At 41.5% G+C, this 14591-nt stretch carries 12 protein-coding genes; 11 read left to right on the forward strand and 1 reads right to left on the reverse strand.

Annotation, left to right across the window (positions count from 1 at the left end; translation table 11 throughout):
• Positions 1 to 323 precede the first annotated feature (323 nt).
• The 8 genes from DXB58_RS25285 (at position 324) to DXB58_RS25320 (ending at position 7079) form a co-directional block, all read left to right on the forward strand.
• Entirely contained in the window at positions 324 to 548 is a 225-nt protein-coding gene (locus tag DXB58_RS25285; protein ID WP_009000589.1) for a winged helix-turn-helix domain-containing protein, read from the forward strand.
• A 204-nt stretch (positions 549 to 752) separates the two neighbouring features.
• Positions 753 to 2297: a peptide MFS transporter gene (locus DXB58_RS25290; RefSeq protein WP_004304674.1), complete on the forward strand. Its 1545-nt coding sequence runs from the start codon at positions 753 to 755 to the stop codon at positions 2295 to 2297.
• A gap of 41 nt (positions 2298 to 2338) precedes the next feature.
• The gene (hpt, locus tag DXB58_RS25295) at positions 2339 to 2875 is read left to right on the forward strand and encodes a hypoxanthine phosphoribosyltransferase (protein WP_004304676.1); all 537 of its coding nucleotides are present in this window, start codon (positions 2339 to 2341) and stop codon (positions 2873 to 2875) included.
• 67 nt (positions 2876 to 2942) lie between these two features.
• Entirely contained in the window at positions 2943 to 3512 is a 570-nt protein-coding gene (locus DXB58_RS25300) for an adenylate kinase (RefSeq protein WP_004301902.1), read from the forward strand.
• A 115-nt stretch (positions 3513 to 3627) separates the two neighbouring features.
• Positions 3628 to 4794, forward strand: coding sequence for a GTPase ObgE (obgE, locus tag DXB58_RS25305; protein WP_004304678.1), 1167 nt, complete (start codon positions 3628 to 3630; stop codon positions 4792 to 4794).
• Complete coding sequence (gene pgeF / locus DXB58_RS25310) at positions 4791 to 5603, forward strand: peptidoglycan editing factor PgeF (RefSeq protein ID WP_004301904.1); 813 nt, start codon at positions 4791 to 4793, stop codon at positions 5601 to 5603. The genes obgE and pgeF overlap by 4 nt, the downstream gene beginning before the upstream one ends.
• Before the next feature lie 50 nt (positions 5604 to 5653).
• The gene (locus DXB58_RS25315) at positions 5654 to 6319 is read left to right on the forward strand and encodes a B3/4 domain-containing protein (protein WP_122138652.1); all 666 of its coding nucleotides are present in this window, start codon (positions 5654 to 5656) and stop codon (positions 6317 to 6319) included.
• A 37-nt stretch (positions 6320 to 6356) separates the two neighbouring features.
• The gene (locus DXB58_RS25320; protein WP_233527368.1) at positions 6357 to 7079 is read left to right on the forward strand and encodes a M23 family metallopeptidase; all 723 of its coding nucleotides are present in this window, start codon (positions 6357 to 6359) and stop codon (positions 7077 to 7079) included.
• Here the strand turns inward: DXB58_RS25320 and DXB58_RS25325 are convergent.
• Positions 7007 to 7900, reverse strand: a complete 894-nt coding sequence (locus DXB58_RS25325) for an AraC family transcriptional regulator (protein WP_122138654.1) — start codon at positions 7898 to 7900, stop codon at positions 7007 to 7009. The two genes, DXB58_RS25320 and DXB58_RS25325, sit on opposite strands and share 73 nt — an antisense overlap.
• Before the next feature lie 171 nt (positions 7901 to 8071).
• Between DXB58_RS25325 and DXB58_RS25330 the strand changes: the two genes are divergently transcribed.
• From DXB58_RS25330 to DXB58_RS25340, 3 genes are all read left to right on the forward strand, one after another.
• Complete coding sequence (locus DXB58_RS25330) at positions 8072 to 9454, forward strand: sugar porter family MFS transporter (RefSeq protein ID WP_122138655.1); 1383 nt, start codon at positions 8072 to 8074, stop codon at positions 9452 to 9454.
• 156 nt (positions 9455 to 9610) lie between these two features.
• A complete protein-coding gene (locus tag DXB58_RS25335) occupies positions 9611 to 12892 on the forward strand; it encodes a DUF5107 domain-containing protein (RefSeq protein ID WP_122138656.1) in 3282 nt (1093 codons plus the stop codon).
• Between the two features lie 102 nt (positions 12893 to 12994).
• Positions 12995 to 14584 (forward strand): glycosyl hydrolase 53 family protein, encoded by a 1590-nt coding sequence (locus DXB58_RS25340; protein WP_233527369.1) that lies wholly within the window; start codon positions 12995 to 12997, stop codon positions 14582 to 14584.
• The last annotated feature ends 7 nt before the right edge of the window (positions 14585 to 14591 follow it).

A 14591-nucleotide genomic window follows, 5' to 3' on the forward strand; every position in this document is an offset into this window, starting at 1 on the left:
CCTGTCAATACTTTTGCAGGGCAGTGCTTTTTAATGCGTCTGCCCTGGTTAGTGAAAGGGAACTTTTCAACGAGTCATTAGTAAGTTTATCATTAATAGAGAGTAACTTTGTTATGAATAGATTAGGCATAATCTGTAAATGCATCGGGCATAATCTGTCCGATTAGGGGAATATCCGCTTTTGAACTATTTAAGTGTTTGATTATTTGCGGTTTCCAATAAAAATATTATCTTTGGGGTAGGTGATGTATATTGCATCATTTTCCTATGCTCACAATGAATAAGATTATAAATAATAGATTGTTTAATCTTTTAAAGTTTGCATGATGGAAAAGACAAAGATTGGCTTGAATGCCGGGAAAGTATGGCGCATCTTAAATGAAAAAGGTGAACTCTCCATGTTTGATTTGTGCCGTGAATTAAGTTTGACGTTCGAAGACGTAGCTCTTGCTATTGGTTGGCTGGCTAGAGAAAGCAAGGTCTTTTTGAGGAAGAGGGAAGGAATGCTTTTTGCCAGTGTCGAAAATGTCGAATTTACTTTTGGCTAAAGTGGTAAGTAACCTGCATGTAAGATGGATCTCCACTTTGTTATTTACACAGCTAAAAAAATAATGAAGTGGATCAGTAGGATTTTTTATGCCCATTTTTATTATTCCCCCTATATTCCCGTTTGATAAGAACTTTCTTTTTTTGAAGCATTTAATCTATTTTTCGTACCTTTGCACCCCATAAACTACTAAACACATAAATTCATGAGTGCATTGAAAGGGCATCCGAAAGGCCTTTATCTGATTTTCGCGACAAGCACGGCAGAACGTTTCAGTTACTACGGTATGCGCGCGATCTTTATTCTTTTCCTGACGCAGGCATTATTGTTTGACAAAGAAGCGGCAGCATCCATTTACGGTAGCTATACCGGGTTAGTCTATTTAACTCCTTTGATTGGCGGATACATTGCCGATAAATATTGGGGAATCCGTCGCTCTGTGTTTTGGGGAGCAATGATGATGGCAGTCGGACAATTCCTGATGTTTATGAGTGCCTCTACTTTAGATAATACGGAACTTGCTCACTGGATGATGTATGGCGGACTCGGATTCCTGATCTTGGGAAATGGTTGTTTCAAACCTACCGTTTCTTCTCTCGTTGGTCAACTCTACGAACCGGGAGACAGACGGCTGGATGCTGCATATACCATCTTCTATATGGGAGTGAATGTAGGTTCTTTTGCCGCCCCTTTGATTTGTGGTTATCTGGGCGATACCGGTGACCCGCACGATTTTAAATGGGGATTTCTTGCAGCCGGAATCATGACACTGTTCACTGTTGTACTTTTTGAAACTCAAAAGAATAAATATCTTTTCTCTCCCTCCGGAGAACCAATCGGTATTATCCCCGATGCCAAACGTGAAAAGAAAGAGGATAAAGCCGAGCATATCTCACACCCGAAAATGGATAAGCGTACCAAGTTGCGTAATACCCTTGTAATCACTATTCTTACAGTTGCTTTAATAGCCTTCTTTAATTACGCTTTTGAGGGTGACTGGGTGAGCATCGGTATTTTTACCGCCTGCATTGTTTTCCCTGTCCTCATCCTATTGGATGGCTCATTAACCAAGATCGAACGTAGTCGTATTTTCGTTATCTATATAGTAGCTTTCTTTGTCATTTTCTTCTGGGCGGCTTACGAACAGGCAGGAGCCTCTTTAACTCTCTTTGCCTCCGAACAGACCAATCGTGATATTTTAGGTTGGGAAATGCCGGCTTCGTGGTTTCAATCCTTCAATCCTCTGTTTGTTGTTGTCCTGGCATATATAATGCCGGGTGTGTGGAGTTTCCTCAACAAACGAAAGATGGAACCTGCTTCTCCTACCAAACAAGCGATTGGCTTGCTACTTCTTTCTTTAGGTTATCTTTTCATCTGTTTCGGAGTGAAAGATGCTATCCCCGGAGTGAAGGTAAGCATGATTTGGCTGACAGGACTTTACTTTATTCATACAATGGGTGAAATTGCCTTGTCACCTATCGGACTTTCAATGGTAAATAAGTTGAGTCCGCTACGTTTCGCCTCTTTGATGATGGGAATCTGGTATCTGTCTACTGCCACAGCCAATAAATTTGCAGGCATGTTGAGCGGACTTTATCCGGAAGCCGGAAAAGTGAAATCAATCTTTGGTTATCAGATTGCTACCATGTACGATTTCTTTATGGTATTCGTTGTCATGTCCGGCGTTGCTTCATTGATTCTGTTCCTTCTCTCGAAGAAATTACAGAAGATGATGCACGGGGTAGAATAAAAAATCGTATTTTTGCAAGGTTATTTTTAAAATTACCGGTTATGGATACCATTCAGATAAAAGACAAACAGTTCACTGTTTCTATTAAGGAACAGGATATTCAGAAAGAAGTGATTCGCGTAGCGAACGAAATCAACCGCGACTTGGCAGGTAAGAACCCGCTCTTCCTTAGTGTGTTGAACGGTTCATTTATGTTTACTGCCGACTTGTTGAAGCACATCACCATCCCTTGCGAGATTTCGTTTGTGAAACTGGCTTCTTATCAGGGAGTGACTTCCTCGGGAGTGATTAAGGAAGTGATCGGACTGAATGAAGACATTGCCGGACGTACAGTAGTTATTGTAGAAGATATTGTAGATACCGGGCTAACCATGCAACGCCTGTTGGATACATTGGGTACACGCAACCCTGAAGCAATCCATATTGCTTCTCTGCTAGTGAAGCCTGAAAAACTCAAGGTCAATCTGAACATCGAATATGTAGCAATGGAAATTCCGAACGACTTTATCGTAGGTTACGGACTGGATTATGATGGCTTCGGACGCAACTATCCCGATATTTATACAGTAGTAGATTAAACAGTTAATATTAAATAGGTACCAGTTTTAATGGTAAATAGTAAATCGTTAAATTGTAAATAACAAAATGTTGAACATCGTAATTTTCGGTGCTCCGGGTTCAGGAAAAGGAACACAGAGCGAACGTATTGTAGAAAAGTATGGAATCAATCACATCTCAACAGGAGATGTATTGCGTGCTGAAATCAAGAATGGCACAGAACTGGGTAAAACTGCTAAAGGTTACATCGACCAAGGTCAATTGATTCCTGATGAATTAATGATTGATATTCTGGCAAGCGTATTCGACAGCTTCAAAGATAGCAAAGGTGTAATTTTCGACGGTTTCCCAAGAACAATTGCACAAGCTGAAGCATTAAAGAAAATGTTGGCAGAAAGAGGACAGGATGTTTCTGTAATGGTTGACCTGGATGTTCCGGAAGAAGAACTGATGGTACGTCTGATTAAACGTGGTAAGGATTCCGGTCGTGCTGATGATAACGAAGAGACCATCAAAAAACGTCTGCACGTATATCATTCACAGACTGCCCCACTGATCGACTGGTACAAGAACGAAAAGAAATACCAACACATCAACGGCTTGGGTACTATGGAAGGTATCTTTGCTGAAATCTGCGAAGCAGTAGATAAATTGTAATTTAGTAATCTTACTAATTATCAATACACTATTATAAATGAATAAGTCAGTCAGTAGCCGGAGTATTCTATTTAACTACTCTAACTACTGACTACTTTAACTACTTAAAAAGAATATGGCTGAATCGAATTTTGTTGATTACGTAAAGATATACTGTCGCTCGGGTAAGGGCGGAAGAGGCTCTACGCACATGAGGCGCGAGAAATATTGTCCTAACGGAGGTCCCGATGGGGGCGATGGTGGAAGAGGAGGTCATATCATCTTGCGCGGTAACCGTAATTACTGGACATTGTTGCACTTGAAGTATGACCGCCACGCAATGGCCGGTCATGGTGAATCGGGGAGTAAAGGACGTAGTTTCGGAAAAGACGGTGCGGATAAAGTAATAGAAGTGCCCTGCGGAACGGTCGTTTATAATGCCGAGACCGGGGAATATCTTTGTGACGTAACAGAAGACGGACAGGAAGTGATCTTGCTCAAAGGCGGTCGCGGTGGTCAGGGTAACTGGCATTTCAAGACGGCAACCCGTCAGGCTCCGCGTTTTGCGCAGCCGGGAGAACCGATGCAGGAAATGACCGTTATCATGGAGCTGAAACTGCTTGCCGATGTTGGTCTGGTAGGTTTCCCGAATGCGGGTAAGTCAACTTTGCTTTCTTCTATTTCGGCTGCCAAACCGAAAATTGCTGATTACCCGTTTACTACGCTCGAACCTAATCTGGGTATCGTTTCCTATCACGGTGGAAAGTCCTTCGTGATGGCAGACATACCGGGTATTATCGAGGGAGCCAGTCAGGGTAAAGGCTTGGGACTGCGTTTCCTGCGTCATATCGAGCGCAATTCATTACTGCTGTTTATGGTTCCGGCAGACAGTGACGACATTCGTAAGGAATACGAAGTCTTGCTGAACGAACTGCGTACTTTCAATCCTGAAATGTTGGACAAGCAACGTGTGTTGGCTGTCACCAAGAGCGATATGCTCGATCAGGAATTGATGGACGAAATAGAACCTACATTGCCGGAAGGCATTCCCCACGTATTCATATCTTCTGTTTCCGGTTTGGGTATCTCGGTGTTGAAAGACATTCTTTGGGAAGAACTGAATAAGGAAAGCAATAAGATAGAGGACATCGTTCACCGTCCGAAGGACGTGACCCGTCTGCAACAGGAGCTCAAAGATATGGGCGAAGATGAAGACATCGTTTATGAATATGATGACAATGTTGATGATGATGACGATGATATCGACTATGAATACGAGGAAGAAGATTGGGAAGAAAAATGATTTCACTTACAAAAAATAATGAGTTGAAGGGATATAAGTCACTGGATGTATATCCCGAGGTAGCTCATTTCGTAACAACGCGTCACGAAGGTATAAGCACCGGAGCTTACGGCTCTTTCAACTGTTCGCCTTATACCAACGACTCATGCATGAACGTCAATCGCAATCAGAGCTGGTTGTTTCAGTGCATGAATCATCAGATAAAGGAGTTGTTTATTCCTGAACAGAGCCATGGTTGTGCCAGTCTGATTATCAATGAATCATTTTTTAAAGAGTCATTAGAAATGAGACGGCTACTTTTGCGAGGAATGGATGCCTTGATAACTAATGTGCCGGGATATTGCGTTTGCGTCACGACGGCGGATTGTGTTCCTGTATTGCTGTACGACAAAAAACAACACGTTGTGGCTGCCGTTCATGCCGGATGGAAAGGAACTGTGAAGCATATTGTCAGTCATGTGATGGATCACTTGAATCAGAAATTCGGGACGCAAGGCGAAGATGTGGTAGCTTGCATCGGGCCGAGCATTTCGCTCGAATCATTTGAAGTAGGTGATGAGGTGTATGATGCTTTTAAAGAAAGCGGTTTCGATATGTCTCTTATTTCTATGAAGAAGAAGGAGACGGGCAAATATCATATTGATTTGTGGGAAGCCAACCGGATTGAATTACTGAATGCCGGAGTGCCTGCAGAACAGATAGAAGTAGCTGGCATCTGTACCTATATTCATCATGATGAATTCTTCTCTGCACGTAGACTGGGAATAGATTCCGGTCGTATCTTGTCGGGAATAATGATTAGAAAGTAATAATTGGTGTCCGTAATTGCAGGACGCTGATGATTAGTTTATGATAAGTTATGTTTGAAATAAAAGTATCTAAAGAAATAAAAGACGCATGCCCGGTTTTCGCCGGAGCCGCCGTGTATGCTGAAGTGAAGAATACTGCTTACAGCGAAGGTCTTTGGCACGAAATCAATGCTTTCACCGAACAACTGACTTCCACTACACAGATGGAAGACATCAAACATCAACCTGTTATCTTTGCTACCCGTGAGGCTTATAAACGTTGTGGCAAAGACCCCGGACGTTATCGTCCGTCAGCCGAAGCTTTGCGTCGCCGCCTGATGCGCGGAATCCCTTTATATCAAATTGATACATTGGTAGACCTGATTAACCTCGTGTCTCTTCGTACGGGACATTCTATTGGTGGTTTCGATGCGGATAAAATACAAGGTATACATCTTGAACTCGGTATCGGCAAAGCTGGAGAACCGTTTGAAGGTATCGGACGCGGTGTGTTGAATATTGAAGGATTACCCGTATATCGCGATTCATTCGGAGGAATCGGAACCCCGACAAGCGATCACGAACGTACGAAAATGGATCTCGGAACTACTCATATCCTGGCGATAGTCAACGGTTATAATGGGAAAGATGGCTTGAAAGAAGCTGCTGAAATGATTCAGACTTTATTAAGAAACTATGCAGAATCGGATGGAGGCGAAATCATGTTCTTTGAATAATGAGGCTTTCTTCTCCGGCTTGAAAAAGAAAAAATACATGAGAAACATACTTATCTTACTGACTGTTTTATTATTGCCACTGGTTGTCAACGGACAGAATAAATCTCCCTTCTCTGCCCGGGAAGTGAGCGATGTCCGAGTAGCTACTCCTGGACTATTTGCAAAAGATAATCACATCTATCTGCATTTGGATTCTTTGAAAGATCACGAATATGCTTTTCCCTTACCCGGAGGAAAAGTAATCTCTGCTTATGGAACTCGTGGAGGGCATTCGGGAACAGACATTAAAACCTGTGCAAAAGATACGATTCGTGCTGCTTTTGATGGAGTGGTACGTATGGCAAAGCCGTATTATGCCTATGGAAATATAGTTGTCATCCGTCACGCTAACGGATTAGAAACCCTTTATAGCCACAACTTCAAGAATTTGGTTAAAAGCGGTGATATCGTAAAAGCCGGACAACCTATCGCGCTAACCGGGCGTACTGGCCGTGCCACTACCGAACATGTGCATTTCGAAACCCGTATCAACGGAGAACACTTCAATCCGAATCTGATTTTCAACCTGAAAGAGGGAACATTGCGGAGAGAATGTATCAAGTGTACCAGGAATGGAAGTAAAATCGTTGTGAAGACTCACATTCCTGATAACCGGATTGCCCAAAGTCCAAAAGAAGTAAAGCTCCCTTATCCCTTTTTAGACTTACGATACTCTCGTGGTGACATGCCCATTATTTTACTGAATAACCGGGAGAAATAATAGGTATCTTCGATGCCTATTTTATAGCATATCTGATTAATTTTCATATCAGTAGTGTCGAGTAACAGGCAAGCTTGCTGTATCTTTAATAAGTTGAAATAGGTCAATGGACTATGACCTGTTTTCTTTTTAAACAACATCGAAAAGTGAGAAGGAGAATATCCTATCTGATCGGCTATATCTTGCAGGCTAAGATGCTTCTCCATATTTTCCTTCATATAATGAATAGCCAGTTCGCTTATGTTTTCATCATCTGTTGCGTCATTGCCTGCAGCTGCATTACGAAATTGCTGTATATATCGCAATGTCCCCAGATAAAAATGGAACATAGAGAATGCATAACGCAGGTTTTCATTGCTATATCCATTCTTTAAAGTATTAAATATCTCTTCGAATAGATTGATACGTGTGCTGATACGTGAGTGCAATTCAGGTTGAATATCCATCGGACGGCTCGCCTCTTGAGCGTAAAAGGGAGCGAGAATACCTTTAAAGTGTATCCAGTAAATAGTCCATGGTAAGGATTTATTAGAAGCATACGCATGAGGAACTCCCGCCGGAAGAATAAAATATTGATTGGCGGAGACAGTATATTCCTGTTCACCTATGCGGTACCATCCAGCTCCATCTATGCAATAAATGAATACATATTGATTGATAGGCTCGATTCGTTCACGGTAGTGATGCTTGGCTTTCGGGTAATACCCGATGTCAGTGATATGGAGCATAGAGGTCAGAGGATCCTCTTCCATCTTGTCAACGATCATGCGGGGAAGCACTAAGGCTCTTTCACCGGTAAATCCATCTTTTAATTTTACCATAATCTCATAGTATATGATTTTGCTGTTTGACGCAAATATATAATAATGTATGCAATCTATCAAATAAACAGCAAAAAATAAGATTGTCCATCTTTATCGAATGAAATTCTATTTTTTATCCTCTTAACATCCTCTATCTTTGCAATATCAATTAATCAATCTTCTAATGGTATGAAAAGTTATAATAAAAAATTTGTCTATTTTATCTGTTTAGTTTCCGCGATGGGCGGACTGCTTTTCGGCTACGACTGGGTAGTGATAGGAGGAGCGAAGCCTTTCTACGAACTTTATTTTGATATTGCCGATGTACCTGCTATGCAAGGGTTAGCTATGAGCGTAGCTTTACTTGGCTGTTTGATTGGCGCAATGGTGGCAGGTATGATGGCAGACCGTTATGGACGTAAACCTCTATTGATAATTTCAGCTTTCATATTCTTGTCTTCTGCTTATGCTACCGGAGCTTTTTCTGTGTTTAGCTGGTTTCTCGCTGCCCGTTTTCTGGGAGGTATTGGCATCGGCATTGCTTCAGGACTTTCTCCTATGTATATTGCCGAAGTAGCTCCTACCTCCATCCGGGGAAAGCTCGTCTCATTGAACCAATTAACGATTGTACTGGGTATTTTAGGGGCTCAAATTACTAACTGGCTGATAGCGGATCCTATTCCTGTCGATTTTACTCCTGCTGATATTTGTGCTTCCTGGAATGGGCAGATGGGATGGCGATGGATGTTTTGGGCTGCTGCATTTCCTGCTGCGGTATTCTTACTGTTAGCATGTTTTATCCCCGAAAGTCCTCGTTGGCTGGCTATGAAAGGAAAAAAAGACAGAGCATGGAAAGTGCTTGGGCAAATTGGAGGTGACGATTATGCCGATCAGGAACTTCGCCTGGTAGAAGAAACGAAATCTTCGAAATCGGAAGGTGGATTAAGGTTGTTGTTTAGCCGTCCGTTCCGTAAGGTACTTATTTTAGGTATTATTGTAGCTGTATTCCAACAGTGGTGCGGTACGAACGTAATATTCAATTATGCACAAGAGATATTCCAGTCTGCGGGATATTCATTAGGAGATGTTCTCTTTAATATTGTGGTGACAGGAGTGGCAAATGTAATCTTTACTTTTGTGGCAATTTATACAGTAGATCGTCTGGGACGCCGTGCCTTGATGCTTCTGGGAGCCGGAGGACTGGCTGGTATTTATCTCATTCTCGGCACTTGTTATTTCTTCGAAGTAAGCGGCTTCTTTATGGTGGTGTTGGTAGTTTTAGCTATTGCTTGCTATGCTATGTCATTAGGACCTATCACTTGGGTATTGCTTGCTGAAATTTTCCCGAACCGGGTACGTGCCGTGGCAATGGCAACTTGTACATTTGCTTTATGGGTAGGCAGTTTCACATTAACATATACTTTCCCATTACTGAATAACTTTTTGGGAAGCAGTGGCACATTCTGGATTTATGCAGCGATTTGTGCTGTAGGCTATCTGTTTTTCTTCCGAGCATTGCCCGAGACAAAAGGCAAATCACTGGAAGCTTTGGAGAAGGATTTAATTAAATAAACGATAACGGGTTGGCAAATAAATAAGTAAGTAAATAGGTATTGGGTGACATTATTAATAGGCGGGGAGAAGATAAAATCTCCCTGTCCCCAACCCTTTTTGTCTCTTGATTTCTTTGACAACGAATTTTAAAACAAATATATAATCAATAATACGATGGTAAAAGCATGGAAAGAAAAGGTGGTAATTCCTACTTATGAAGTAGGTAAACCGGAGAAGAATCCTATTTTCTTAGAGAAGCGTGTGTATCAAGGCAGTAGCGGGGTAGTTTATCCTTATCCTGTGATTGAATCGATGTCTGATGAGAAAGTGGATAAAGAGTATAATGCTGTTTTTATCGAAAACGAATATATCAAGGTCATGATTCTCCCGGAACTGGGCGGGCGTGTGCAAATGGCTTATGATAAGATCAAACAGCGTCATTTTATTTATTATAATCATGTCATAAAACCGGCTTTGGTAGGGCTTGTTGGACCGTGGATATCAGGAGGTATTGAGTTTAACTGGCCACAGCATCATCGTCCCAGCACTTATATGCCTGTGGATACAACTATTGAAGAGAATGCCGATGGCAGTGTTACTGTGTGGGTGAATGAAATGGAACGTATGTTTCATCAGAAAGGAATGGCAGGTTTTACCCTTCGTCCGGGACACGCTTTTCTTGAAATAAAAGGGGTGCTTTATAACCGCACTGAAGTTCCACAAACCTTTTTATGGTGGGCTAATCCTGCCGTAGCTGTCAATGACTATTATCAGAGCGTATTCCCGCCAGATATTAATGCTGTATTCGATCATGGAAAGCGTGCTGTATCGAGTTTCCCTATTGCAACGGGCACTTACTACAAGATGGACTATTCTGCCGGCGTAGACATCTCGAACTACAAGAATATCAAAGTTCCTACTTCCTATATGGCTGTCAATTCCCGTTTTAATTTTGAAGGGGGATATGAAAATGACACTCGTGCCGGTATGCTTCATGTTGCCAACCATCATATTTCTCCAGGTAAAAAACAGTGGACTTGGGGGAATGGCGATTTTGGTCGTGCATGGGATCGTAATCTGACAGATGAAGATGGTCCGTATATTGAATTAATGGCAGGTGTATATACCGAAAATCAGCCGGACTTTACCTGGTTGCAACCTTATGAAGAAAAGAGTTTCGTGCAGTATTTCCTGCCTTATCGGGAATTGGGAGTAGTGAAAAATGCAAGTAGAGATTTACTGATGAACATTGAACCGGAGGGAGAGGACAGTGTACGTTTTAAAATATTCGCTACCTCCAGACAGACGGTAAACGTGGTGTTGAAAAATGAAGACGGTAAGGTATATTATAATAAGGAGAAAACTATTACTCCGGAGGAATTGCTGGATGAAACGGTAAATGTAGAAGGTGAAGAATTTAACAGGCTAAATCTTGAAATCACGGCCAGCGGAAAAGAATTACTGTATTGGCATGCAGAACCGGAAGAAGTGAAACCGATTCCTGATGCTGCCGAAGCAGCTTTGTTACCGGAAGAAATAAAGACCACCGAACAGCTTTATCTGACCGGATTACATTTGGAACAATACAGGCACGCTACATACAATCCCGTAGAATATTATGAAGAGGCATTACGTCGTGATCCGATTGATGTGCGTAATAATAATGCGCTTGGTTTGTGGTATATTCGTAAAGGTCGTTTCTGTAGAGCAGAACAATATCTGCTCACAGCCGTAAAAACCTTGCAGAAACGTAATCCAAATCCGTATGATGGAGAACCTATTTATAATCTTGGTCTTGCTTTGAAGTATCAGGGACGCTACAATGAGGCTTATGATCGTTTCTATAAATCTTGTTGGAATGCAGCTTGGCAGGATGCCGGATATTTTGCTTGTGCACAGATTTCTACTATGCAAAATCGTTTGGAAGATGCATTGGATGAAGTTGACCGTTCGCTTATTCGTAACTGGCACAATCATAAAGCTCGTGCCTTAAAGACTACCATTCTCCGCCGAATGGGTAAAACAGAAGAAGCTCTGCAGTTGATTGATGATTCATTAGCTATCGATCAGTTTAACTTTGGCTGTCGTTATGAGAAGTATTTGATTATGAATACTTCCGACGAGTTAGTCACCTTGAAAGAAATGATGCGCGGTGAAGCTCACAATTATGATGAAATTGCTCTTGATTATTGTGCGGCTGGTTGTTGGCAGGAAGCTGCTTCTTTATGGAAGATAGCTATTGAAGAAGCTGCTGTTACTCCAATGACTTATTATTACTTGGGATGGTGTCTGTTTCAGGGAGGACTTCCCGGAGCGCATCAGGCATTTGCCGATGCAAAGATGGCTTGTCCCGATTACTGTTTCCCCAATCGCCTGGAAGCAATTATAGCACTGCAATGTGCTATGGAACAGAATCCGGATGATGCAAAAGCACCTTATTATTTAGGTAATCTTTATTACGATAAACGGCAGTACGATTTGGCTATGGAAGCATGGGAAACTTCGGCAAAACTGGACGATAGTTTTCCGACCGTATGGCGTAATTTGGCTTTGGCTTATTTCAATAAAAAGAATGAAGAGACAAAAGCCATCGAATATATGGAACGTGCTTTCCGGCTTGACACTACTGATGCACGTATTTTAATGGAACTGGATCAGCTGTACAAACGTGTTCGCCGTTTGCATAAAGAGCGTCTGGCTTTCCTGCAACAATATCCGGAGTTGATAATGCAACGTGATGATTTAATATTGGAAGAGATCACATTATTGAATCAAACAGGAGAATACAAGAAGGCTAAGACACTGCTTGATGCACATAACTTCCATCCATGGGAGGGGGGAGAAGGAAAAGTACCTGCCCAATATCAGCTGGCCCGCGTAGAATTAGCCAAACAGGCATTAACTGTCGGTAATTATAAGGAAGCTATTACATTGCTGGAAGAATGTCTGGAATATCCACATCATTTGGGTGAAGGAAAACTATATGGTGCACAAGAGAACGACTTCTACTACTTTTTAGGTTGTGCTTATGAAGGTTTAGGGCAGAATGAGAAAGCTGCAGAATGTTGGGAACAGGCAATTCTCGGGCCAACTGAACCGGCTGCTGCCATGTACTACAACGATGCAAAACCCGATAAAATATTCTATCAAGGTTTGGCATTATTGAAACTCGGGCGTCTGGATGAGGCTAATGGTCGCTTCCATAAATTGACTTCTTATGGAGAAAAACATTTGTTTGACAAGATTAAAATGGATTATTTTGCAGTGTCGCTACCCGATCTATTAATTTGGGAGGATGACTTGACAATAAGGAATGTAATTCACTGCAAATATATGATGGCATTAGGATATTGGGGGCTGAACCAGAAGGAGAAATCCATCCGGTTATTGAATGAAGTAGAAAGATTGGATATAAATCATCAGGGTATCCAGGCTTTTAGGACTCTGATAGGATAGGACAACTTTGTGACGGTGCTTCTATAAGTATCGTCACAAGTTCTTGCTTTTATATAAACCTTAAACAACAATGACATGAGAAATATTAAAAACAGTTTAATCATGAAAATTACAAGCTTTATAGTGATGGGCTTTTCCGTTGTATGCAGTATGACTGCTTGTTCGGATGATCCTGTGACAGTTGCTGATCCTGAACCTGCTGTTGTGGTGGTAAAAGTACCTAATGGTAGTTTTGAAGAAGATGCTGCTGAAACAGTTTCCCCGAAGGGATGGACAATCAGTGGAGATAATTCTGCCGTAAAAGTAGTTGAAGGAGGATGCGAAGGAATCTATGCTTTGCATTATGGGGCAACTTCTGCCTACACGGTATCCACCCGTCAGACTGTTAATGGTTTGGAGGATGGAATTTATGACCTTGAATTTTATTATAAAAGTAGTGGAGGACAAATTTCCTGTTATGTGGCTGCCGGTACTGATAATAAGAAGATGACTTCCTTACAAGCATCTCCTGCTACTTGGATTCGTTCTTATGTGCGTGGGATTAAAGTAGAAGGAGGAAAATGTGATATTGAAATACACAGTGAATCGGCTGAAACCAACTGGAGTCGTTTCGATGGATTGCGTTTAAAGAAAACGGAGAAAGAATATAATCTGCTGAAGGGCGGTGATATTTCACAGTTGACCTATGTAGAACAGATGGGCGGCAAATTCTATGAGAATGGAGAAGAAAAAGACTGTATTGATATTCTTAAAAACAATGGGTTTAACATTGTTCGTCTTCGTTTATATAATGATCCGGGAAATCCTGACTATTCTCCTTCCAACCGTTTGCCTGAAGGTATTTCCGGACCTGATGATATTTTACGTTTGGCTAAACGGGCCAAGCAGGCCGGTATGCAAATACAGTTGACATTTCATTATAGTGATTATTGGACCAATGGGGAAACGCAAACCAAACCACACGATTGGGAAGGATTGGATTTTGCCGGATTAAAGCAAGCGCTCTATGATTTTACTTTCAACTTCATGAATAAAATGAAAGCACAGGGCACTACTCCCGAATTTGTAGCCTTAGGCAATGAGACACAAGCCGGTATGTTGTATCCTGAAGGAAGTTATGAAAATTTTGCTCAACTTTCCGAATTATACAATGCGGGTTATGATGCAGTGAAAGCTGTATCACAAGATTCGAAGGTTATCATTCATTTGAATGCTGCCGGAGATAAGTCTCAATATAACTGGTATTTTGGCGAATTGAAGAATAGACATACAAAATATGATGTAATCGGAGCTTCCTACTATCCTTTTTGGACTGATAAAAGTGCTGCACAGATGTGTGAATGGGCGGATTATGTTTCTGCTAAATTTGATAAAGATATCCTGATTATGGAAACCGGTTATAGCTGGAACAAAACTTTGCCTGATGGAAGCCCGGGACAATTGGCAGATAATGGCCCGTATGCGGATTTCTCTCCGCTCGGACAAAAGAACTTTATGCTCGAACTTATCAAAGAAATAAAGCAGGCGAAAGATTGCCGTATTCTTGGTTTCCTTTACTGGGATCCTATTTTTATCGAAGTAGAAGGTATGGGATGGGAATTGGGTGCCAAGAATTATGTAAGTAATACCACTCTGTTCGATTTTTCAGGAAATAGAATGGAAGTATTAGATGCATTCAAATATAATAACTAAAAAGAAT

It is taken from the genome of Bacteroides sp. OM05-10AA (assembly GCF_003439055.1).
Taxonomy (GTDB): Bacteria; Bacteroidota; Bacteroidia; order Bacteroidales; family Bacteroidaceae; genus Bacteroides; species Bacteroides intestinigallinarum.